Genomic DNA, 24,179 nt, shown 5'->3' with positions numbered 1-24,179 from the left:
CCGTGGTGAATCGCCAGACGTAGCTTGATTTCACTGTTTCACTGCTTGGTTGATGTTGTGAACCGCACACATCAGAACGAGTTCTCGAAATTCGCCGTACCAGGATCGCGCACGCACGGCGTCGTCGGACTACGTCCGACTGCCTGAGGGAGCTTCGCTCCCTCTCTGTCGCCGAGCGTGCGCTTAATCGTCGAGAAGACGGTTTCAGACATCGCTCGTTGACGGTAACGAGGCCCATCGATCCGCGCGTTATGCGCGTGATCGATGGGCCGGAACTCACGATGTTTGATCAGCGGTCTGACGCCCTCTTCCCGGAGCTTTTCACGTAACTCCATCCAGTCGTAGCCTTTGTCCGCAGCGAGGCTGGTGAGGTCGCCCGCGTTGCGGCGGGCGACCTGCCAGCCGAGCTGTGTATCGTGACGTTTCTCGGTCGTACAGTGAACGTCCAGAATCGCTTGGCTTTCTGTATCGACGAGAGCAGTCGCTTTGAGCGTCTGAACGCGGTAATTCGTCCGCCGGCAGTAGTGTTTGCTCGCGTTTTCGCGGTCGAAGAACGTCGCGTCGATGGCGGCGTGACCGCTCGGATCGTGCAGCTGCGCCGATAGGCGCAGCAGCACTCGCCAAAGTGCCGTCTTGATTCTGTCAAACCACTTCACTAACGTCGAATGATCAGGGAGATCGGCCGCTTCGAGGCCGATCTCCCCGAGAATTTGTGGCATCTCGCTCAGCAAATCTAGTGCTTCTCGGTAGGATTTCTCCAGGTAAACCCGCAGACAATGCAGCGACACAACAGCGTAGTCGGCGAAGCCGCCACCCCCTTCGGGGGCGGCGACTTCGCCTCGGCCACCGACAGCATTTTTAGCTAACTGGACCGCTTTCTTCGTGAAGCGGGAGATCTTCGACATGGATCATCGTCGATTTCCCGCTTCAACTCCCTAGTTCTAACGGTCGAAGCCGACGCTGTCCATCGATTCACCAGAGCCCCCAATTTGATATTGAATCCTCCAAGCTGCAACTTTCCAGAGATCTCGCCCTCTCCATGGTGTTGGATCTGGGCATGTGCTGGTCGCTGTACTTGATGGGTGCGTGTGTCATACGTTACCCCGACAAACTTTCTCTTCGAATCAGCGGCTACAGTGCCAATACCCGATAATCCAACAAGTCCAGCACCCACCGAACCACTCATCTGTTTTAAAACGGAACGCCTACTGAACGGAAGTCGGCCACCAATTTGATTGTCAGATATCACAATCAAGTTGACTATCCAATAATAATAAATATACCGGATTTTAGTCAATCATTTACTCTGTTACTATGTATACATCATACAGTTCATACCTTGGTTGAAAACCAGAAAGTACCCTTGAAATGGGTGCTAAGAATAGTAGAGGAGTGTGCTATTCTTGACTATGGATAGTAGGGGTATCTCCGATCAGTCACCTCTGACTGTTAAGACATTGCAAGAGGTTCTATAGGTACAAACTAATCGTGCTTCACGGAGGAACATGGTTACCAATTAACCCTACAAAGAGTCTATACCAGCACCAAAAGTGAGGGTCCATCCAGAATAAATGAGGCTGTTATGATTTGATTGACTGGAAGCAATTGTAATAAAGAACGACCCCGCTATCGTTCTTCGGTCTGATGCCGGCCCCCTCTCGTCACTGCCATCAAAAATGACGAACATGAAACGATCCCAGGAGAGCCATGACCTCAGTGCGAGGATTTTCGATAACTCCCCCGTATCGCAGGGGCACGTCCAGATTTCGAACTCAGTCTTGACGACCGACGCTTCGATACGTTCGAACCCACAAACAACTGCCTCAGTGCCGATCTCTCCGGTTACCAAAGACATTACACCGAACCGGACTGTGTGACAGTATGGCACGCACTCGGACGACGGCCCTCTTTTGGGGAGGTGGAGCCCTGGCGTGGGTCCTCGGGATGGTCGCCGCGCGGCCGTTGGTAGGTGGCGATCCGACGCTGGTCGTCGCCCAGACGCTGATCGAGGCCGCACCTGGGTCGATCGCGACGTGGGCGATCGAAACGTTCGGCAAATACGCCCAGTGGCTGCTGGTCGTGGGGGTATCGTTCGGAATCGTCGGCGCTGGGGCAACGATCGGCGTCGCGCTCGATCGGGGTGGCCTCGGCTTCCGACGGCGACTGCAGCTATCCTATGCAATTGCGCTGGGCGTGTTCGCCGTCACGGCCAGCGGCTTCTACGTGGCTGATGGCGGGATTTCGAGTCGCTGGCTACTCGCGACAATCCTCGCGATCGTCCCGCCGGGCGCGGTCTGGTGGGCCCAGGTCGGGCCGCGAGCGGCGGTCGGACGGCGGCGCGCCATGCGACGGATGAGTGGGGCCGCCGGGACAGTGCTCGCGGGCGGTGCCCTCGCCCGCGTCCTCGGCGAGTCGCCATCCGTGGGTGGCGTCCAGCCCGGCGCTGATCTCGATCCAGTAGACGAGAAGACGGGGACTGGAAGGACGACGCCAGCACCGACGGGCACACCTGGTGGGGAGGCACTCGAATCACGGAGTAAGACCAACGGCGTCGTCGTGTCCGAGGCAGCGAGCGACGCCACATTCGGGTTCGACTTCGAGGGGATGCCGGATCGCGTCGGGACGATCGAAGACCACTACGTCGTGGACAAGAACATCTCGGCCCCGACGGTCACCACCGACCAGTGGGAGTTGACGATCGACGGGGCCGTCGAGGAACCCCGGGCACTCAGTTACGAGGAGTTGACCGAGCATCCGGCCGCCCGCGAACTGACGCTGACGATGGTCTGTATCTCGAATACGGTCGGTGGTGACCTGATCAGCACGACCGACTGGACCGGCATCCCAATGCAGACACTCCTCGAAGAGACGGGTGTCGACGAAGACGCCATCGACATTGTCACGCACGCGGCCGACGGCTACTCGGAAGCTCTGCCCTGGTCGGTCGTGTCCGAACGCGAGGACATCCTCCTGGCGTTTGGCATGGACGGGAAAACGTTACCCAAACGCCACGGGTTCCCGGCCCGGTTGCTCATCCCCGGTCGATATGGGATGAAGTCGACCAAGTGGGTGACGGGCCTTGAGGTCTCGGCAAGCGATCACGAGGCCTACTGGGAAAAACGCGGGTGGGACGAGCGTGCGGTGATCAACACGCTGTCGTACGTGCGCGCGATCCAGCGCCGAGGTGCACAGATCGCCGTCGGTGGGATCGCCTACGCCGGGATTCGGGGAGTCGAAGGCGTCGACGTGAGTCTCGACGGCGGTGAGACGTGGGCCGAGGCTACCCTGGAGTCGGCGCCATCGGCCTCTGCCTGGAACCGGTGGCGCTACGAATTCACACAGCCAAATCCGGAAGCACTGGATGTCCGCGTCAGAGCAACGGACGGCGACGGAAACCGACAGCGCCGCGGACGATCTAACCCACACCCCGGCGGGTCGACCGGCTGGCATTCTGTGACGCTCTCGCTGTAGTTGTCGGTTCAGACACCGATCATACCGCGAGCGAGCGCGATTCCGGTCCGGGCGTAGGAGGGGCGAGTGACGCGGTCGTGTTCCTCGCGGGTGAGCTTGAAGTCGAAGACGTCGATGTTCTCCGCGAGGTGATTCCGGGACGTCGACATCGGAATCGTCGCAACGTTCTCGTGTTGGGTCGCCCAGCGGATCGCGACCTGTGGCCCGGTCTTCCCGTAGCGATCACCGAGGTTCGCCAGCAGCTCGTCACCGATCAGCGCACCGTTCGCCAGCGGGCTGTAGGCCGTCAGCATGACATCGTTGTCTTGGCAGTAGGAGAGGAGTTCCCGCTGGGGCCACCACGGGTGAAAGAGCACCTGGTCGGTCAGAATGGGCGCGTCCGAAAGTTCCCTGGCGCGGTCCAAGCGGTCTTTCCCGAAATTGCTGACGCCGATGTTCCGGGTCATGCTACGGTCGACAGCCTCGTTCAGTCCGGTCATGACGTCTTCGAGGTCGGCGAGCGGGTGTGGCCAGTGAATCAACAGCAAGTCGACGTAGTCGGTCCCCAGTTCTTCGAGACTGTCTTCGACTGAGGTGACAATCGACTCGACGGAACGATGGGTCGGGTTGACCTTGGTAGTGAGGAAGACGTCTTCGCGATCGACATCGGCCTCCGCGATGGCGCGACCGACGCCGGACTCGTTCTCGTAGATCTGGGCGGTATCGACGTGTCGATACCCGCTGTCGAGGGCGTTGCTGACCGCGTTGTAGGCGGTACCGGTCTCCATCTGCCAGGTGCCGACGCCGATCGCGGGGACCTCCGTGTCTGAGACAGTGACGTACTCCATAGATTCGGTAGGGCGGCGATCGTTATGAACGTCCGGCCGACGTGGTAGCGTGACTGTCCGACTACGGCCGCAGGGCAACAGACGGCCAACGGTCCCGCGGTTCGTAGCGACCCATCGATAGACGCGTTCCCGCGTCGCCGGGTAGCCGGGCACCCGTCCCAGCGCGTCGAACAGTGCAGCAGGGGCGAGGTCGGTCTCGGCGAACGCGCGTTCGACAGCTTTCCCACAAGAGTAGACGGCGTCGTCGGTCAGCAGGTGTGCACACTCCCGGTAGTCCGCAGGGAGGCGCTCGCGCTGTGCGGGCGATAGCGCGGAGAAGCCGACGATCGTGACAGTGCCGTGTCGAGCGACAAAGCGGGCCGAGCGGGTACAGAACCCACAATCGTCGTCGTAGACGAGCGTCGGTTGCATAGGGGAGCTACGTGTGCCAGCAGTAAAGAGCCACGTCCCGACAGGAAGGCGACAAGCGATAGGCGACGAGTAGGCAAGCGGGCGAGGATACAAGCCTAGAAAGTGATGCTCGCGGTGGGTCGGTCCTGCTGGGCTTCGCTGCGAAGGCTTCGATCGCGAAGCTCCCGCTATCCGGGGCTACCGTCCTCGCGGCCTCGCGAGCGTGGTGCTGTACGTGACGATATGGGGCTACCAGTTTGGCCGCCGGCTCGGTGAGAATATCGCGAAAACTGACCAGGGCAATCTTCTTCCAGGGAGCCGGCGTTAACTCACTATGGCCGAAGGAAACACCTTCCTCAATGCGTTGCTCGGGGCAGTCGCGACGACGATCTTGGCGTTCGTTCCGTTCTCGCCGTTGCTGGGTGGTGCCGTCGCGGGCTATCTGCAAGGCGGCGACCAGTCCAGCGCGATAACAGTCGGAGCTCTAGCTGGGTTGTTCGCGGCGATTCCGCTCGTGTTCGTCTTCGTGGTGCTGGGCTCGATCATCCCGTTTCTCCCGTCGTTCGGCGTTCCCGGGTCGATATCAGCCCTGCTCGGTATCTTCGCGCTTCTGGCTGTCTTCGCCTTGCTCGCCTATTCGGTGGGGATGAGCGCACTCGGTGGTCTCCTCGGCCGATACGTCGCCACCGAAACTGACGTCGAGATCTAAGCCACCGGTTCACAACGCCCATTACCGTCCCCCGGAAAACCTCGAACATGGTTACAGCGAGCGCGCCGGGGAAGGTGTATCTATTCGGCGAGCACGCCGTCGTCTACGGCGAACCTGCCGTCCCCTGTGCGATCGAGCGCCGAGCCTCGGTGACGGCGACCGAACGAGACGACGACGCGTTACGGGTCTACGCAGGGGATCTAACCCTGGACGGATTCACCGTCGAGTACAGCGGCGACGCGGCCGGGCGGCCAGACATCGACGTCGAACAACCCTTGCTGGACGCCGCAATGGGCTACATCAACGAAGCGATCGAGCAAGCACGGGACGCCGCCGGGCACCCCGAAGCCGGCTTCGACGTCACGATCGATAGTGCAATCCCACTCGGTGCCGGGTTGGGTTCGTCAGCGGCAGTCGTCGTCGCGGCGATCGACGCCGCTACTCGGGAACTTGGCACCCAACTTGCAGCCGAAGACATCGCCGATCGTGCCTATCAGGTCGAGCTCGCGGTCCAAGACGGCGAGGCGTCGCGTGCGGACACCTTCTGTTCGGCGATGGGCGGAGCCGTCCGGGTCGAAGGTGACGACTGCCGACAGCTCACAGACGTCCCGAATCTACCGTTTGTAATCGGCTACGACGGTGGATCGGGTGACACCGGCGCGCTCGTTTCGGATGTCCGCGCGCTGCGCCAAAAGTACGACTTCGCCACAGACACAGTGGGCGCGATCGGGGACCTCGTTCGTCAGGGAGAGGCTGCAATCGCCACAGGGGATCTGGCGGAACTCGGCCGCCTCATGGACGTCAACCACGGGCTCCTCTCGGCACTCGGTGTCTCGGCCCGCTCGCTGGATTCGATGGTCTGGGCAGCCCGCGAGGCGGGCGCGCTGGGGGCGAAACTCACCGGGGCTGGCGGCGGTGGCTGTATCGTCGCACTGGACGAGACGGAGGCGACGAAACGGGCACTCGATTACACGCCTGGGTGTGAGGAGGCATTCCGGGCGGAACTGGACACCGACGGTGTCCGGGTGGAAGACCAATGAGTCGAAGAGTGCGGGGGAGCCACGCGTGACGACCATTCTCAAGCTCGGCGGGAGCGTCATCACGGAGAAGGACACCCCCGAGACCGTCGACGAAGCGGCCCTGACAGGGGCGACCGATGCCATCGCCGACAGCGGCGTCGAAGACCTCGTGATCGTCCACGGCGGCGGGAGCTTCGGTCACCATCACGCCAACCGCTACGGTGTAAGTGCCACAAGCGGGACCAGCGACGCGGCGGGCGTCTACGCGATCCACGACGCCATGCGACGACTCGACGACGCGGTCGTCGCGGCGCTGCAGTCGGCCGGCGTCCCGGCGGTCCCGGTCGACCCGTTCTCGGTCGCCTCCCGGGACGAGGACGGGAAGACGACGCTCCCCACGGACGGCATCGAACGCATTCGTGGCGAGGGGTTCGTCCCGGTGTTGTTCGGTGACGTAGTCGTCCAAACCGGCGTGGGGGCAACGATCCTGAGCGGCGACGAGATCGCCGTCATGCTCGCCCGCTCGCTTTCGGCCGACCGGATCGGCCTTTGTTCGAGCGTGCCGGGTGTGCTCGACGACTCAGGGACGGTGATCGACCGTATCGACGAATTTGGGGCCGTCGCCGCGGCCGTCGGCAACAGCGAGGCGACCGACGTCACCGGCGGCATGGCCGGGAAAGTCCAGGCGTTGCTGGACGTATCCACCCCGGCTTCGATCTTTGGTCCCGATGCGCTGTCGGCGTTTCTGGGTGGCGAACGCCCGGGGACGCTGATCGGCGGCGGCGAGTGACGGGGCGACGCCCGTAATTTACTTCCCTGCGGTTTCCGTTTGCCAGGGTATGACAGCGATCGATCCGAAGGCGAGTGCCCGCTACTGGGCACGGCTGTTCGGGTACTTCCTAGTCCTCGCGGTGACCGGTGGCGGCCTCACGGGCGGCGGTATCTATCTGCTCGACGAGGCTGAAGCATTCCCCGGCGGTCCAGCCGTCGACATCGGCACAGAACTGGCAGCCGGTGGTGTCCTCACGACCCTCGGCACCCTCCTGGTGCTGGCTGGTTTCTTGACGATTGTGCTCAACGTCGTCGCCGACGGCGTCCGGGCCGGTGTCGAAGCGGCAGGTAACCCAGCTGAGACGGCTGCAAGCGACGCCGAGACAGGGAACGAGCCAGCGACAGACGACGCCAAAACGGTGGAGTTTGCTCCGGGAGAGTCCACGTCGGCCCCCCGCGCCCGCGACGGTCGAGCGCGAGCACCCTCGTCCCAGCCACGATCCAGTCCGGAAGACGACGAAGCCTGGAAGCGAGAAGTCGAGCGCAAGCTCCAGACCGAAAGCGAGGGAGTGACGGCCGAACGAAGCGCCCCGCGTCCGGAACAGACGACAGCTGACGACAGTAGCTCGCGAGCAACGAGCCAGCCCGACATGCAGGAACGGGCGGATGCAGGCGAATCAGTCACCCGAACCGCCCCGACAGAACCAGACTACGAGGCCGACGAATTACCGGCGGAAACGGAAGGTGGCGATCGGTCCGCCGAAGACGACCCGGAGACGGACATACCAGCCGATAGTACGGATGCTGGAGAGGAGGATACCGACGAGTGGGTCAGTGCCGAGACAGTCCGGGGAGAGCACCCATCCACCGAAGACAGCGAGCAATCGGCTGACTCGGTTGCGGAGGCAACGGACGATGGGCACTCTACAGAGACGCCGGCGACTGACGCGCCAGAAAAGCCCAGAGACGCGAGCGACCTCTTTTCGAGCGACGAGGAGGCAGCCGACACAGGCGACGAATCGTCAGACGACCCCCTCGCCCCAGACGAGATCGACCCCCAACAAACAACGCCGTCAGACTCGTTCCCCGAGACGGATAAAACGGAGAACGAGGACGACGAAGACACCCAAGAACCACGATAGCGGTCGCCGGTCGAACCCGCACGGTTTTTATCGCCCCGACACATAGACCGATACAACCGAGCGTTCGGCCGCCCGATCGGAACCGGCGGCCGACGGATGGACGTCAGCGCGATCGTCGCGGCGGCGTCGGGCACTCCTTGCCCACGTCATCGCCTCGACTGCGGGCCATCGAAGAACGGTGGCTCGCGGTCCGATCGGTCCGATCGACCGGACGGCGATCGACACCGCTTACAGACGCGATCGACAGTGCGGTGCTGTCGGCTGTTGCGGCTTCCGTCGGGTGGCCCCACTCGGAGGAGCAACTATGGAAATCGAGATTGCCACCATCGGCGGCTACGAAGCAGTGGGACGACAGATGACTGCGGTGCGAGCGGGCGAGGACGTCGTGATTTTCGACATGGGCCTGAACCTCTCGAAGGTCCTGATCCACGACAACGTCGAGACCGAGCGGATGCACAGCTTGGATCTGATCGATATGGGCGCGATCCCCGACGATCGCGTCATGAGCGAGATCGAAGGCGACGTCAAGGCCATCGTGCCGACCCACGGTCACCTCGACCACATCGGCGCGATCAGCAAGCTGGCCCACCGCTACGACGCCCCGATCATGGCGACGCCCTTTACGATCGAGCTCGTCAAACAGCAGATCCAGGGCGAAGAGAAGTTCGGTGTCGAGAACGACCTCGTGAAGATGGACGCCGGCGCGACCACGTCGATCGGCGACGACGGTGTCGAACTCGAATTCGTCAACGTCACCCACTCGATCATCGACGCGATCAACCCGGTCCTCCACACGCCCGAGGGCGCAGTCGTCTACGGGCTGGACAAGCGCATGGACCACGATCCGGTCGTCGGCGACCCGATCGACATGGATCGGTTCCGGGAGATCGGCGAGGAAGGCGTCCTCTGTTATATCGAGGACTGTACCAACGCCCAGAAGAAAGGGCGGACGCCGAGTGAATCCGTCGCGCGCCGACACCTCAAAGACGTCATCTACAGCATGGAGGACTACGACGGTGGGATCGTCGCGACGACGTTCTCCAGCCACATCGCACGCGTAAAGAGTCTCGTCGAGTTCGCCGAAGACATCGGCCGCAAACCAGTTCTGCTGGGCCGATCGATGGAGAAATACTCCGGAACGGCCGAACGGCTCGACTTCGTGGAATTCCCGGACGATCTGGGGATGTACGGCCACCGGAAATCCGTCGACCGGACGTTCAAGCGAATTATGAGCGAAGGCAAAGAGAACTTCCTGCCGATCGTCACCGGCCACCAGGGCGAACCGCGCGCGATGCTGACCCGGATGGGTCGTGGCGACACGCCCTACGAGCTCGAAGAAGGCGACAAGGTCATCTTCTCGGCCCGCGTCATCCCCGAGCCGACCAACGAGGGCCAGCGCTACCAAAGCGAGACGCTCCTCCGGATGCAGGGGGCCCGCATCTACGACGAGGTCCACGTCTCGGGCCACCTCAACCGCGAAGGCCACTACGAGATGCTCGATGCCCTCCAGCCCGAGAATCTCATCCCGGCCCACCAAGACATGGAAGGGTTCGCGCCGTACGTCGACCTCGCCGAGGGCGAGGGCTACGAGATGGGCGAGGACCTGCACGTGACCCGAAACGGTAACGTGATCACGCTGGTCGAATAATCAGATGGCGATGACGGATACCGACGACTCGGCCGCGGTGATGGAGGCCATCGAGTGGCGTCGCGGGCAGGTCAACGAGGCCATTCCGGAGAATCTCCCGGTCGTCGAGCCAACGAAACTCTACGAGGCTTCACGGTATCTGCTCGACGCCGGCGGCAAACGCCTCCGGCCGACGATCCTGCTGCTCGCAGCGGAATCACTCGCCGACGTGTCCCCACGGAGTCAGCCCTATCGCAACTTTCCGACGGCCGGCGACAACCTCGACATGATGTCCGCGGCAGTGAGCATCGAGATCATCCAGTCGTTTACGCTCATCCACGACGACATCATGGACGACGACGCCATGCGCCGTGGCGTCCCAGCCGTCCACGAAGCGTACGATCTCTCGACGGCGATTCTCGCGGGCGATACGCTCTACGCGAAGGCCTTCGAGAACATGCTCGAAACCGGGGCGACCGGGGATCGGTCGGTCCGCGCGTTGTCTGAACTGGCCACCACCTGCACGCAGATCTGCGAAGGCCAGTCACTGGACATCGAGTTCGAATCTTACGACGCGGTGACGACCGACGAGTACCTGGAGATGGTCGAACTCAAGACGGCGGTCCTCTATGCCGCCGCGGCCTCGATCCCCGCAATCCTGATGGGCCAAGAGGACAAAATCGACGCGCTCTACCAGTATGGGCTGAACATCGGACGGGGCTTTCAGATCCAGGACGACCTGCTCGATCTGACGACGCCATCCGAAAAACTGGGCAAACAGCGGGGCAGCGACCTCGTGGAGGGAAAACGGACGATCATCACTGTCCACGCCCGCCAGCAGGGCGTCGACGTGGACGGGCTCGTCCCCGAAGACGACGTGGAAGCGGTCGAGGAGGAGACTATCGAAGCCGCCGTCGCGGAACTGGAGGCCGCCGGCAGCATCGACTTCGCGCGTGAGACGGCCGAGGGGCTCATTCAAGACGGCAAAGACAACCTCGACGTGCTGCCAGACAACGAGGCACGGAACTTACTCGAAGGGATCGCGGACTTCCTGATCGAACGCGAATACTGAGATGGCAAAGCGGAATTGAGCCGCAATCGGCCGAGTTTTATCCCCCAGGCCGGTTAGGAGCGGGCATGGACGACGATATTCGCGAGCGCGTCGAGGCGGCCGCCGAGGCCGACGCGCTGTTCAACGCGTTGAAACACGATAGCGACGCCCAGGTCGGGGCCATCATGGGGCCGCTGATGGGCGAGAATCCGGAGTTCCGAGAGTACGGCGACCAGATCCCGGGCGTCCTCGCACCGGTCGTCGAACGCGTCAACGGGCTTTCGACAGAGGAAAAACGCGAGCGCCTTGCGGAACTGGCACCCGAGCGCCTCGAAGAACTCGATGCGGAAGACGAAGGCCAAGAACACGCCCTTCCGGACCTGCCCAACACCGAGGAGTACGAGGAAGTCCGGATGCGCGTCGCACCCAACCCGAACGGCCCGTGGCACATCGGCCACGCACGGATGGCTGCGGTCGTGGGCACCTACAAGGACCGCTACGATGGGTACTTCCTCTGTCGGTTCGACGATACCGATCCAGAGACCAAGCGCCCGGACTTGGATGCCTACGACGAGATCCGCGACGCCATCGAGTACCTGGGATTCAGCCCCAATCGCGTGCTGAAGGCCAGCGACCGTCTGGAGACGTACTACGCTTATGCGCGCGACCTCATCGATCTGGGCGGAGCCTACACTTGCTCGTGTCCGGCTGAGGACTTCTCCGCGCTGAAAAACAACGGTGAGTCCTGTCCCCACCGCGAGAAAGACCCGGCGACAGTGCGCGACGAGTTCCAGGGCATGATCGATGGGCTCTACGAGCCTGGCGAGATGGTGCTACGGATCAAGACCGACATCGAGCACAAGAATCCAGCCCTGCGAGACTGGGTTGCCTTCCGGCTTATCGATACGCCCCACCCTCGCGAGGAAGCCGCCGAGTATCGCTGCTGGCCGATGCTCGATTTCCAGAGCGGGATCGACGATCACCTCACGGGCGTGACACACATCATCCGGGGGATCGACCTCCAGGATTCGGCAAAGCGCCAGCAGTTCGTCTACGAGTACTTCAACTGGGAGTACCCCGAGGTGATCCACTGGGGCCACGTGCAGGTCGATGACTTCGACGTGCCGATGAGCACCTCGACGATCAAGGAACTGATCGCAGACGGCGAGTTAGACGGCTGGGACGACCCGCGTGCGCCGACGATCGCCAGTCTCCGTCGACGCGGCATCCGAGGCGAGGCCATCGTCGACGCGATGACCGAACTCGGGACTTCGACCAGCAACGTCGATCTGGCGCTGTCCTCGGTCTACGCCAACAATCGCGAGATGATCGACGACGACAGCGACCGGGCCTTTTTCGTCCGTGACGGCGTCGAAGTGGCTCTTTCCGGCGGCCCGGAACGCGGTCAGCCGCCGATGCATCCAAACCACGAGGAGCGAGGCAAGCGGACGATCCCGGTCGGTTCGGCGGTCCTGATCGAAGATGAGGACCTGCCACGCGAAGGCGAACGCGTCTGGCTGAAAGGATATGGCTGTGTCCGCCGAACCGACGAGGGGGCCTTTGAGTACACCGACGACGATATTGACGTCGTTCGCGAGGGCGATGTGGACGTAATCCACTGGGTACCGGCGACGACGAGCGTTCCCGCGCGACTCCGGACACCTGACGGGGACGTGACCGGTCACGTCGAGCCGGGACTGCTCGGCTACGGCGAAGACGAGATGGTCCAGTTCGTCCGGGTCGGCTTCGCCCGTCTCGATACCGTGCCCGAAGCGACCGAACCAACGGACGTGAGCGAGGACGACGAACTGGTCGCGTACTTCGCGCACCCGTAACTCACAGGGAAGGCACCGTCTCGGTCGAAGCAAACGCGGGGCGTCGAGTGATGCTCTCGACGGTGATTGTGACAAATGATCGGGCGAATAGTGCGGCTATTTTATACGCCGTGTCGACGGCGACAGACCGTGAGTTTCAGTCTGCGTTCCAGCATCGGCGTCTCCCCTCGATCGACCGCACTCAGGCGTCTGCGACCAGCGCTTGGAATCGTTCGCGTACCTTCTCGACTTTCGGTGCAGCGTGCATCTGACAGTAGGCGTCGGTCGGGTTCTTCTCGAAGTAGTCCTGGTGTTTCTCCTCTGCACGATAGAACTCGTCCAACTCGGTAAGTTCCGTCACGACCTCCTCGTCGTATTCCGCGTCTAAGGCCTCGATGTAGGCGGCGGCCAGCTCCCGTTGGTCGTCGTCGTGATAGAGGACGATCGAGCGGTACTGTGTCCCCACGTCGGGCCCTTGCCGGTTCAGTTGCGTGGGGTCGTGGGTAGCGAAAAACACCTCCAGCAACTCGTCGTAGCTGATCACGGCAGAATCGTATTCGACCTGGACAACTTCGGCGTGGCCGGTGTCACCGGAACAGACTTCCCGGTAGGTCGGGTTCTCGACGTGGCCGCCGGCATAGCCCGACGTGACCGACTCGATGCCGTCCAGTTCTTTCATCGCGGCTTCAGTACACCAGAAACACCCGCCACCGAACGTCGCTGTTGCCATGGCCAGCTGTAGGACCGCGAGGCGTATCAGGGTGACGAGGGCGGCGAATTTGGAGTCAGCTGTTTGCAGCCCGCAACCGAGAATCAGTCGTCAGTTTCGGCCACGCTGGCCTCAGCAGCGGCGGCTTCGGCTTCGTCATCGAGATAGTCGTCGGCATCGAGGGCAGCCTTCGAGCCCATCCCGCCGGCGGTGATCGCCTGCTGATAGTGATGATCGACGACATCGCCTGCGCCGAAGATGCCCGGGACGGCCGTCTCGGTCTGGCCACCGTCGCGGCCACCTTGTGTGTGGATGTAGCCCGTCTCGTCGAGTTCGACGTCGGTGTCTGCTAGGTAGTCGGTGTTTGGCGTGTGCCCGATGGCAAGGAAGACAGCACCGACATCTTGCTCGAAGTGTTCGACCTCGTCGGCGCGGTCGGAATCGAGTTTGTCTTTTGGATGCCCGTCGGGGTGGCGGACCAGCGAGACGCCGTCGATGCCGTCCTCACGGGACCCGTGGATCTCGACGGCTTCCGTGTTGCGCATGATCTCGACGTCACCAGCATCGACGTGTTCCATGATGCGGTCGACCCAGTAATCCTCGGCGCGGAACTCCTCGCGACGGTGAGCCAAGTACACCGTGTCGGCGAACTTCGTGAGGAAGGAAGCCTCTTCCATGGCGGCGTCCCCGCCGCCGACGACGAGCATGTCCTCGTCGCGGAAGAACGCGCCGTCGCAGGTCGCACACGTCGAAACGCCATAGCCCATGAGTTCGTCCTCGCCGGGGATGCCAAGCGTGCGCGCGCTCGCACCGCTGGCGGCGATAAAGGCGTCACAGGTGTAGACAGTGCCGTCCGTCAGTTCGACGCGGAACGGGCGGGCATCGTCGTCGATCGACTCGACGATGCCGTTCTCGACGTCGGCCCCGAAGTTCGTCGCCTGTTCTTTCATGCGGTTGACTAGCTCGGTACCGTTGATCCCGTCGGGGAAGCCGGGGTAGTTGGCGACGTCGGTCGTCAGCGTCAACTGGCCACCCGGTTCGTCACCCTCCAAGACCAATGGATCGTTGTTCGCGCGGCTGGCATAGACGGCCGCCGTCATACCGGCGATACCCGAGCCGGCGATGATCAACCGGCGGTGTGCAGCTTTCTCAGACATACCAATTTGTACAGGAGGCCGGCGTTTGTAGCTTGCGCACGCGGCCTCCCGCTCGGCGCGTCAAGGCGCGTAGATCCCGCAAGTGCCCGTTTTTCGTGCGCCCCTCGACAGCCATATCGAGAGTGTGTTGACTGAATTGCGGCGGCAGAGAGTCCATCGTATCGAGGATAGTGGCGACAGACAGATGCATGACTAAGCTAGTAGATCCGACACAAACGAGGCGAGACGTCTGGCGACGTTTCGCTCGACGATGATCGGAGCCGGTGTCGACGCTTCGCAGTGACTGAACTCACGGACGATCGCTCCCCGAACACCTTGTCTCCGACAACCGGCTCTCCGAAGAGCCCGATGCAATGCCCCGAGAAGAGTGGGCCGATCTGTGCCGGTTGGAGAAATCAAAAATACGCACGAAAAGGGAGAACAGCACACATATTCACGAAGGAATTAAATCAGATAACGATCCTGACATTCAGCCGTCGATGATTGCGGTTCGAGTACACATACCACGGCCGTTCGTGGTATATTTTGCCGTATCAGATCGCTCTGATAAGTTTCATATCCCCAGGGGACAGAGGTCCCTAGGTATGGCGAGCACCGTCAGCGGACGGCGGCCGTCACCCTCCACCAGGGGGTACTAACAAATGCGAAACGCCAAAATCGTCTGTACGCTCGGACCAGCATCGGAGTCGAAAGAAGACATCAAGGACCTGGCCGAGGCCGGCATGTCCGTCGCCCGGCTCAATGCCAGCCACGGCTCACCCGAACACCGACGGACGATGGTCGAACGGATCCGCGAGGTCGACGCGGAGCTCGATAAGTCCGTCGCCGTCATGCACGACATCCCAGGGCCGGAGGTCAGGACCGCCCCGATCCGGGAACCGATCGAACTGGAGGGCGGAACGACAGTTCGATTCTACAAAGGCGAGGAAGCCACACCCGAAGAAGTCGGGCTGTCGGTCGATATTTCGGTCGTCGAACCGGGAGACAACGTGCTGCTGGACGACGGCCGCATCGAGACGACCGTCGAGAAAGTCGAGGACGGCGACGTCTACGCCCACGTCGAGAACGGCGGCGAGCTCGGTGCACGCAAAGGCGTCAACGTCCCCGGTGTCGAACTCAGCTTGCCGTTCCCGACCGAGAAAGACCGGACCGAACTGCAGGTTGCCGCCGAGGAAGAAGTCGATCTGGTGGCAGCGAGTTTCGTCCGAGATGGCGACGACGTCAGGAAGATCAGCGAGTACCTCGAACAGCAGGGCACGGAAGTGCCAGTCATCTCGAAGATCGAACGGAAAGGCGCCGTCGAAAACCTGGATAGCATTATCGAGGCGTCCTACGGCGTGATGGTCGCCCGCGGGGACCTGGGTGTCGAGCTCCCCCTCGAAGAAGTCCCGCTGTACCAGAAGCGAATCATCCGAAAGTGCAACGAAGCGGGCGTCCCGGTCATCACGGCGACGGAGATGCTCGATTCGATGAAAGATTCCCGACGTCCGACGCGAGCAGAAGCCTCCGACGTTGCCAACGCGATTTTCGACGGGACCGACGCAGTCATGCTCTCGGGCGAGACAGCGATCGGCGACCACCCGCCCCGCGTCGTCAGGACGATGAGCAATATTGTCGAAGAAGTCGAGCAGAGTGGGGAGTTCGCCCAACTCCGCCAACAGCGCGTCCCGACATCCGACGAGACGCGGACCGATGCGCTGGCACACGCCGCCCGAACGCTCTCTGAGGACATCGACGCCGAGGCGATCGTGGCAGCCAGCGAATCCGGCTACACGGCCCTTCGGGTCGCGAAGTTCAGGCCACCGATCCCGATTATCGCCTCGACGCCCAGCGAGCGGGTCCGGAGACAGCTCGCGCTCTCGCGTGGCGTGTACCCGACAACCGCACCGTACACCACCGAAGGAGCCGACGCGATCATCCAGAACGCGGTCCAGTCAGCACTCGAAACTGGCATCGCAGAGAACGGCGATACTGTCGTCGTCATCTCGGGGATGATGACCGAACTGGACGGTGTCGACACGTCGAACATGCTGAAGGTCCACGTCGCAGCCGAGACCGTCTCTTCCGGTGAGTCGATCGTCGACGGACTCGTCACCGGTGAAGTGGTCAAATCCACCGACGGCGATCTCAGTGAGGTCCCCGAGGGAGCGATTCTGGCACTGTCTGAGTCCTTCGATGGCGAATTCGCAGGCGATCCTGGCAAACTCAGCGGCATTATCGACGGCAGCGACGACCGGCGCGGCCACGCGGCTGTCGTCGGGCGCGAACTCGACCTCCCGACGGTCAGCCACATGACTGTCCCGGACGATCTGGAAGACGGATCGACGGTCACGCTCGACGCCGAGCGCGGCGTCCTGTATAAGGGTCCGCTGGGGACGCTCAAAGACGAAAACTGAGGCGACACCGAACGAACCGACGACTATACCGCGTTTTTAGCGCTACTCAGTCATCGGAAGTTCGGCGAGTACTGTCGGCCGGAAATATGTGCAATTAAGTGTCGGAGTACCATCTATGTGCGCATATGGCCGCGTATGCAGGGATCGACCTCGGTGCAAGTTACGTCCGTGCCGTCGTCGGCGACGAAACTGGCGACGAACTCGGAAAACACAAACGGGAAACACCGCAGGGGCCGACAGGCATCGCTGTCACGGAAGCGGTCCTGGAGACTCTCAAAGACGCCTGCGGGGACGCCGGCGTCGAGCCTTCGGCCCTCGAAGCGGTCGGCATGGGGACGATCGGTCCACTGAATCTCGCAGAAGGGGAAATCGAGAATCCGGCGAACCTGCCGGATACGATCGATCGGATCCCGCTGACCGGACCGATCAGTAACCTCGCCGAAACCGAGGCCGTCTACCTACACAACGACGCGATCGCCGGCGTGATCGGCGAGCGCTTCCACAGCGAGCGCAATCCCGACGACATGGTCTACCTGACGATCTCGACGGGGATCGGCGCCGGGATCGCCTGTGACGGACACATCCTCAGCGGCTGGGATGGCAACGCTGGCGAAGTCGGCCACATGACCCTGGACACCGAGGGTCGGATGGGCTGTGGCTGTGGCCAGGACGGCCACTGGGAAGCCTACGCCTCCGGACAGAACATCCCCCGGTACGCCCGAGAGTACTACGAGTCCGGCGACTGGGAAACGGACATGCCTGTCATGGACGCTGATTTCACCGCCCCGGATCTCTTTGCGTACGCGGGCGAAGACGAGTTCGCCGATGCATTTATCGATCGCCTGGCCCGGTTCAACGCGATGGGTGTCGCCAATATCGTCCAGGCCTACGCCCCGCTTGTCATCTACATCGGCGGTGGCGTCGCCGAGAACAACCCCGAGCTGGTCGTCGACAAGATTCGCCAGCAGTTACCCGAGATGGTATTCGGAAACATCCCCGAGATCAAGCTCACGACCCTAGGCGACGACGTCGTCCTGGAGGGGGCACTCGCCAGCGCACTCACCGAGGGCACCGGCGACCGAAATCAACTCCCCGAGTAAATCGCTAGGGTTGTCTCGGCGATAAGAGACAGCGAACGTTCTTCTGGCACAAAACAGTCGAGTCTACACCGTTCATCGATCAGCCCAGATACGTCGAGTGGGACGCCGATTATCCGACCGCCCAAAAATCGATGACGTCTCAGTTAGAGATATGCGGCGTTGGGCAGGATCCCGGCGATCGAGAGGACAGCGACGATAGCCATGACAATCGCAATGGCCATTGCTGGCGGATCGACGTGCGTGCCTGAGTGGGCGTAAAACAGCCGTTGGGTCAGTTCACCGAACAGCCCAGTAACGGCACCGAAGACGCCGGCCGCGAGCAGTGCAACGACAGGGCTAAACTCGGGGACGATTACGGCTGCACCGACCGAGCCAAGGAGCGTGATGTGGTGAGTGACCGGGATTTTCTCGACACCCAGGTTCAAAAAGAGGAGACTCATCGCCGAGATGGCGTATCCCATGAACACACTGCCGGTCTTGATGTAGATGAAGCCGCCGAGCAACCCACCAACGATTCCGATTGCCGTGACCCCAGTCCACTTGTACTGGTGGGGAAGCCACGGTTCGGTCGCTACTCGCCCATCGTGTTCGACGGCGCCGTCGTCAGCCTTCGGATGTGGGTCTTCTCGCTCGAACGGCGACATGTCGAGATGGTCGGACCCACTCGACGTGCCGATTATCGGATAGCCAAAGACCGGGCGGGCGAGAAACGCCGTCGCAAAGACCGAAACCGCGATGAAGTCGGTAACTGCGGTCCCATCGACGACGACGACCGCGTACCCGACTTCAGTGATCAGCATCCCGATCGCGCCGAAGATAGCGCCCACCGCGAGGATGTCGGGTTTCGTCCCGAAGGCGTACAGGATGTTTTTCCCGAAGTGATAGTCCCAGCCGTCCGGTTCCATCTCGGGATACTGCTTGGCTGCGTAGGCGGTCGCTGCGACGCCACCCGCGAAGGCGATGTGTGGTCCGGTGATCGCACCGAACCCGATCACGCCAGTCACGTCACCCGTGAAGGCGGTTCCCGGGACGGCGTCGAGGCCAAAGACGCGAGTGACGATGCGGATCCCTTCACCGAGGAAGACCACGAAGCCGGTAAAGATGAACGCGGGAAGTGCGCCGAGTGCGGCACCGAACGCACCGCCGGCAAGCGCCGTGATAAACAGGAGAGCGAAATCCTCCCAGGAGCCGCCGATCACCGGGACCGCGAGGGCAATGTCAAACACGGCTATTCCTCCTCGTCTCGTGCCCATCCGAGCGAGCGCTCGATGGCGTCATCCCATCGATCGTACATCTGGTCGGACTCGTCGGTATCGACCTCTGGGGAGAACTCACGGTCGACCTGCCAGTTGTCACGGAGTTCCTCTTGTGTCTCCCAGTAGCCGACGGCGAGTCCGGCGGCGTAGGCTGAGCCCAGCGCAGTCGTCTCGTCGACCTCGGGGCGTGCGATCTCCGTCTGGATGATGTCGCTCTGGAGTTGACAAAGGAAGTTGTTCTTGACCGCGCCGCCATCGACCCGGAGCGTCGTGGTCTCGACGCCGGAGTCCGCCTCCATCGCCTCGGCGACGTCCCGCGTGAGGTAGCCGATAGATTCCAGCGTCGCCCGGACAATGTGTTCCTTGCGCGTCCCGCGGGTCATCCCCACGATCGTCCCGCGAGCCCGCCCGTCCCAGTGGGGGGCTCCCAGGCCGGTGAAGGCCGGGACCATGTACACGCCATCGGTCGAGTCGACCGAGCTGGCAAGCTCGGCGGTCTGGGCGGCGTTATTGATCAGATCGACATCCTCCAGCCACTCGATGGCCGCGCCGGTGACGAAGATCGACCCCTCCAGTGCGTACTGGACGGGTTCGCCGGACATCTGGAAACCGATCGTGGTGAGGAGCCCATGTTCGGACTCGACGGCTTCGGAACCCGTGTTCATCAGGTAGAACGAGCCCGTTCCGTAGGTGTTCTTGGCGTCGCCTTCGTCGAAGCAAGTCTGGCCGAACAGGGCCGCCTGCTGGTCGCCCAGCGCGCCCGCCACGGGGATTGCCTCACCGAGGAAGCCGTCCGGATCCGTGTGCCCGTAGTAGTTCTCGTCCGAAGAGGGGCGTACCTCGGGCAACATCGGCTCGGGGACGCCAAACTCCTCGAGGAGTTCCGTATCCCACTCGAGGTCGTGGATGTTGAAAAGCATCGTCCGGGACGCGTTGGTCACGTCGGTAATGTGATTGCCAGTGAGATTGTAGATGAGCCACGAATCGGGCGTGCCCATCAGTAGTTCACCGGCTGCTGCCCGGTCTCGAACGTCCTCTGCGCGCGTACTCTGTAGTTTGAGCGGCTCGGCGTTGTCGAGAAGCCATTCGGTCTTCGTCGCCGAGAAGTACGCGTCGGCTTCGAGACCTGTCTTCGAACGGATCCACTCGACTTTCTCGGCCTCCTGTAGTTCCTCTATGCGATCGGTTGTCCGTCGGTCCTGCCAAACGATCGCGTTGTGGATTGGCCGGCCCGATGCCTCGTCCCAGACGATAGTCGTTTCACGCTGGTTGGTAATCCCGATGCCCTCGAGTTGCTCGGGCGAGATGTCTGCGTCCGCAAGCCCGTCCAAGACGACATCCTTGGTATTCTCCCAAATCTCGAGTGGATCGTGTTCGACCCAGCCAGGTTCGGGATATAGCTGTTCGTGCGTCTGGTACGCGTTGGAAACAACCGCACCACTGTGGTCGAAGACCATGAACCGGGTCCCGGTCGTTCCCTGATCGATCGCGCCGATGTACGTTTCTGTCATGAGTTGCCAACTTATGTGAGGTTATTTCAACACGATACCGTACCAGTAGCGTTCTCATTATATGATTATAAATCATTGGGGTGACGTGGCAGGTTGCCGGATATCCAGTATTTACGGAGTCTTTCCAATGTTTATCGAATATATCTACTGTCGACCAGACACCCAGTCACGTGAGAACAGTAAAGTGATCTCGGTCCGTGGGTTGGGATATCGTATGACATCTACGCCACACGTGGTCGTCGTCGGTGGCGGTTCGACAGGTGTCGGGATCGCCCGCGACGCGGCGATGCGTGGGTTCGACGTAACTCTCCTCGAGAAGGGCAACCTCACCCACGGCACGACCGGCCGGATGCACGGGTTGTTGCACAGCGGTGGCCGATACGCTGTCTCCGATCAGGAGAGCGCACGCGAGTGTATCGAGGAGAACATGATCCTCCGGGACATCGCGACCCACTGCGTCGAAGATACCGGCGGCCTGTTCGTCAAACGCCCCGAAGACACCGAGGAGTACTATCGAGAGAAACTCGAGGGCTTACGGGAGTGTTCGATCCCGGCGACGGAACTGACGGCGGCCGAAGCACGGGCACAGGAACCGTATCTCGCGAAAGACATCGAGAAGGCGATCGAGGTACCCGACGCCGCGATCGATCCGTTCCGACTCTGTGTGGCCAACGCCAAGAGTGCTCAGAACCACGGCGCCCGCATCGAGACATTCTCGGAAGTAACCGACCTGCTAGTCGAGGACGGCGAAGTCGTCGGCGTCGAAGTCACCCACGAGAGTGGCACAGGCAAGCACGTCCACGGGGTCGAAGGGACCGTCGAGGAAATCCGAGCCGATCACGTCGTCAACGCGGCTGGGGCCTGGACGGGCGATCTCGCGGCCATGGCGGATCTGGACGTGGAAGTCCGGCCCTCGAAAGGCGTCATGACGATCATGAACGTCCGGCAGGTCGACACCGTGATCAACCGGTGTAAGCCCAAGGGCGATGCCGATATTGTCGTCCCCCACGAGACGACGGCGATCCTCGGGACGACCGACGAGGAAGTCAGCGATCCCGCCCAGTACCCCGAAGAGCAGTGGGAAGTCGACCTGATGATCGAAGAACTCGGGAAACTCGTCCCGATCCTCGAAGAGGCACGAACCATCCGGTCGTTCTGGGGGGTGCGACCGTTGTACGAACCGCCCGACACCGGTACCGACGACCCGACGGACATCACTCGCCAGTTCTTCCTGCTCGATCACGACGAGCGCGACGGTCGACCGGGGCTGACGACCATCGTCGGTGGAAAGCTGACGACCTACCGCCTCATGGCCGAGCAACTGGTCGACCACCTCGCCGAGAAATGTGGGGTGGACACGGCCTGCCGGACAGCCCAAGAGCCACTTCCCGGAAGCGAAGACGCGGGTGCCATCGAGGCCGCGATGAACGAGTTCGGCCTGCGGTCGCCGGTCGGCAAGCGCAGCGCCGAACGCCTCGGCTCCCGGACTGAGGAGGTGCTGGACACCGACGACCCGAACCCGATCGTCTGTGGCTGTGAGGCCGTGACGCGCGCCGAGGTACGGGACGCAATCGACGAGTCCGGAAGTAACCTCAACGCGGTCCGAATCCGAACCCGGGCCTCGATGGGGAACTGCCAGGGCGGGTTCTGTGCCCACCGACTGGCGAACGAACTCTACGATGAATACGACGAACGACAGGCCCGGACGGCCCTGGACGAGCTCTACCAGGAACGCTGGAAGGGTCAACGCCACGCCCTCTGGGGTGAGCAACTCGGCCAGGCGATGATCACCTACGCCATGCACGCGACCACCATGAACCGCGACCACGACCCGGCGAGTGAAGACCAGGCCCTGGATTTCGGAGCGTTCGACACTGGCCCCGGCGTGCCGGGTGACGCCGACGACGCCGGGCCAGGTGAGGTCGCCACCGACGGCGGAGGTGATCACTGTGGCGATTGAGCAAGACGTCCTCGTCATCGGCGGCGGCATTGCCGGCCTCTCGACGGCCCTCGGGGCGGCCCGTGAGGGGGCCGACGTCCGCCTGCTCAGCGAGTCCGAAACCACCCTCAGACACGCCAGCGGACTCCTCGACGTCATGGGATACACACCGGACGGCGACGGACCGCTCGTCGATCCGTTCGACGCGATAGGGGAATTGCCGGCCCGGCATCCGTACGCGACCGTCGGCGAGTCAGCGGTCCGTGACGGGCTGGCGATGGTCGACGACATCCTGGGTGAGACGTACCGGGGCGAGCATACTGACGACAACGCCCTCGTCCCGACCTACGGCGGCACGATCAAACCGACGGCCCGGTATCCGGACAGCGTCGCGCCGGGGCTGGCCAGCGACGATCGGGCGATGCTGCTGGTCGGGTTCGAGCGGGTGACCGCCTTCGACGCAGCCACGGCCGCGGCCCACCTCGATAACACGGGCCTTCCGGCCGAAACGAGCGCGGCGACGGTCGAGTTCCCCGTAATCGTCAGAGATGACGCGAAAGTGACGCGTTACGCCCATCTTCTCGACGAGAACCCCGAACTCACCCACGAAGGACGAACTGTAACAGTTCGCGAGGCAGTGGCCGAGGCGGTCAAACCACACTGTGAGAGCGTCGAGCGGGTCGGCTTCCCGGCCGTGCTGGGTGAGGACCACCCTAACGCAGTACGACGAGAATTGACCGAGCGTCTGGATACTCGCGTGTTCGAACTCCCGATGGGGCCGCCGAGCCTCCTGGGAAAGCGCCTCGAATCGCGACTGTATGGCGCCCTGGACGAAGCCGGTGGCCACTTCGAGATCGGCAGTCCGGTGGTAGACGCCGAGACCGACGACGGCGTAGTCTCTTCGGTCTTCCTGGACCGCTCCGGACAGAAGATCCCCTACGCGGCCGAGCAGTTCGTCCTCGCGACCGGAGGGGTCGCCGGCCAGGGGATCGAAGCCGACCGTGAAGCGGTCGCCGAGCCGCTGTTTGGCTGTCACGTCCCGCACCCGACAGATCGCTACGAGTGGTTCGACGAAGCAGCGTTCGGCGATCACCCCTTCGCCCGGTTTGGCGTCGCCGTCGACGAGCAGCTTCGCCCAACCGACGCCGACGGGACAGCGGAGTTTCCGAATCTGCGGGCCGCTGGCGCGGTGATCGAGGGGTACGATTACGCGGCCGAGAAGTCCGGCAGCGGCGTCTCGATCGCAACGGGCTACGAGGCCGGTCGACGTGCGGCAACGGAGGTCTAATC

17 protein-coding genes and 1 pseudogene are annotated in these 24,179 nt (G+C 62.5%); 12 read left to right on the top strand and 6 right to left on the bottom strand.

Annotated features, from left to right (window positions below):
* Positions 1-30: 30 nt before the first annotated feature.
* Positions 31-905, bottom strand: a pseudogene (locus FR699_RS01415) (IS5 family transposase).
* A 976-nt stretch (positions 906-1,881) separates the two neighbouring features.
* Here FR699_RS01415 and FR699_RS01410 point away from each other — a divergent pair.
* Positions 1,882-3,471, top strand: coding sequence for a molybdopterin-dependent oxidoreductase (locus FR699_RS01410; protein ID WP_158853533.1), 1,590 nt, complete (start codon positions 1,882-1,884; stop codon positions 3,469-3,471).
* An 8-nt stretch (positions 3,472-3,479) separates the two neighbouring features.
* On the opposite strand, the gene FR699_RS01405 is transcribed toward FR699_RS01410, so the two are convergent.
* Positions 3,480-4,709 carry an aldo/keto reductase gene (locus FR699_RS01405; protein WP_154552128.1) on the bottom strand — a complete coding sequence of 410 codons (1,230 nt, stop codon included), beginning with the start codon at positions 4,707-4,709 and terminating at the stop codon, positions 3,480-3,482.
* A 313-nt stretch (positions 4,710-5,022) separates the two neighbouring features.
* Between FR699_RS01405 and FR699_RS01400 the strand changes: the two genes are divergently transcribed.
* The 7 genes from FR699_RS01400 to FR699_RS01370 all read left to right on the top strand — a co-directional run bounded on the left by FR699_RS01400 (position 5,023) and on the right by FR699_RS01370 (position 12,842).
* Positions 5,023-5,397: a DUF5518 domain-containing protein gene (locus FR699_RS01400; RefSeq protein WP_154552129.1), complete on the top strand. Its 375-nt coding sequence runs from the start codon at positions 5,023-5,025 to the stop codon at positions 5,395-5,397.
* A 47-nt stretch (positions 5,398-5,444) separates the two neighbouring features.
* Positions 5,445-6,437: a mevalonate kinase gene (gene mvk / locus FR699_RS01395; protein ID WP_154552130.1), complete on the top strand. Its 993-nt coding sequence runs from the start codon at positions 5,445-5,447 to the stop codon at positions 6,435-6,437.
* Between the two features lie 25 nt (positions 6,438-6,462).
* Positions 6,463-7,206 carry an isopentenyl phosphate kinase gene (locus FR699_RS01390; protein ID WP_158853531.1) on the top strand — a complete coding sequence of 248 codons (744 nt, stop codon included), beginning with the start codon at positions 6,463-6,465 and terminating at the stop codon, positions 7,204-7,206.
* 49 nt (positions 7,207-7,255) lie between these two features.
* Positions 7,256-8,329: a hypothetical protein gene (locus FR699_RS01385; protein ID WP_158853529.1), complete on the top strand. Its 1,074-nt coding sequence runs from the start codon at positions 7,256-7,258 to the stop codon at positions 8,327-8,329.
* Positions 8,330-8,633: 304 nt separating this feature from the next.
* Complete coding sequence (locus FR699_RS01380) at positions 8,634-9,977, top strand: ribonuclease J (protein ID WP_154552133.1); 1,344 nt, start codon at positions 8,634-8,636, stop codon at positions 9,975-9,977.
* A 10-nt stretch (positions 9,978-9,987) separates the two neighbouring features.
* Positions 9,988-11,028 carry a geranylfarnesyl diphosphate synthase gene (gene idsA3 / locus FR699_RS01375; protein WP_154553217.1) on the top strand — a complete coding sequence of 347 codons (1,041 nt, stop codon included), beginning with the start codon at positions 9,988-9,990 and terminating at the stop codon, positions 11,026-11,028.
* A gap of 65 nt (positions 11,029-11,093) precedes the next feature.
* Entirely contained in the window at positions 11,094-12,842 is a 1,749-nt protein-coding gene (locus FR699_RS01370) for a glutamate--tRNA ligase (RefSeq protein ID WP_158853527.1), read from the top strand.
* Positions 12,843-13,023: 181 nt separating this feature from the next.
* On the opposite strand, the gene msrA is transcribed toward FR699_RS01370, so the two are convergent.
* Positions 13,024-13,551, bottom strand: coding sequence for a peptide-methionine (S)-S-oxide reductase MsrA (gene msrA / locus FR699_RS01365; RefSeq protein ID WP_154552137.1), 528 nt, complete (start codon positions 13,549-13,551; stop codon positions 13,024-13,026).
* 83 nt (positions 13,552-13,634) lie between these two features.
* Positions 13,635-14,687, bottom strand: coding sequence for an NAD(P)/FAD-dependent oxidoreductase (locus tag FR699_RS01360; protein ID WP_154552138.1), 1,053 nt, complete (start codon positions 14,685-14,687; stop codon positions 13,635-13,637).
* 641 nt (positions 14,688-15,328) lie between these two features.
* Between FR699_RS01360 and pyk the strand changes: the two genes are divergently transcribed.
* The gene (gene pyk / locus FR699_RS01355) at positions 15,329-17,083 is read left to right on the top strand and encodes a pyruvate kinase (protein WP_158853525.1); all 1,755 of its coding nucleotides are present in this window, start codon (positions 15,329-15,331) and stop codon (positions 17,081-17,083) included.
* A 125-nt stretch (positions 17,084-17,208) separates the two neighbouring features.
* On the top strand, positions 17,209-18,183 hold the full coding sequence (locus FR699_RS01350; RefSeq protein WP_154552140.1) for an ROK family protein: 975 nt from the start codon (positions 17,209-17,211) through the stop codon (positions 18,181-18,183).
* A gap of 143 nt (positions 18,184-18,326) precedes the next feature.
* Here the strand turns inward: FR699_RS01350 and FR699_RS01345 are convergent, their stop codons facing one another.
* Positions 18,327-19,409, bottom strand: coding sequence for a hypothetical protein (locus FR699_RS01345; protein WP_158853523.1), 1,083 nt, complete (start codon positions 19,407-19,409; stop codon positions 18,327-18,329).
* Between the two features lie 2 nt (positions 19,410-19,411).
* Complete coding sequence (gene glpK, locus FR699_RS01340; RefSeq protein ID WP_154552142.1) at positions 19,412-20,950, bottom strand: glycerol kinase GlpK; 1,539 nt, start codon at positions 20,948-20,950, stop codon at positions 19,412-19,414.
* Between the two features lie 214 nt (positions 20,951-21,164).
* Here glpK and glpA point away from each other — a divergent pair, with 214 nt between their 5' ends.
* The gene (gene glpA / locus FR699_RS01335; protein ID WP_158853521.1) at positions 21,165-22,910 is read left to right on the top strand and encodes an anaerobic glycerol-3-phosphate dehydrogenase subunit GlpA; all 1,746 of its coding nucleotides are present in this window, start codon (positions 21,165-21,167) and stop codon (positions 22,908-22,910) included.
* Positions 22,900-24,177 (top strand): glycerol-3-phosphate dehydrogenase subunit GlpB, encoded by a 1,278-nt coding sequence (glpB, locus tag FR699_RS01330; RefSeq protein ID WP_154552144.1) that lies wholly within the window; start codon positions 22,900-22,902, stop codon positions 24,175-24,177. Before glpA ends, glpB begins: the two co-directional genes overlap by 11 nt.
* Positions 24,178-24,179 lie beyond the last annotated feature (2 nt).

The sequence above is a fragment of the Halorhabdus sp. CUG00001 genome, assembly GCF_009797925.1.
In the GTDB taxonomy this organism is placed as follows: Archaea; Halobacteriota; Halobacteria; order Halobacteriales; family Haloarculaceae; genus Halorhabdus.
The sequence above is the reverse complement of the archived record's forward strand: the minus strand, read 5'-3'. Positions and strand labels throughout refer to the sequence as shown.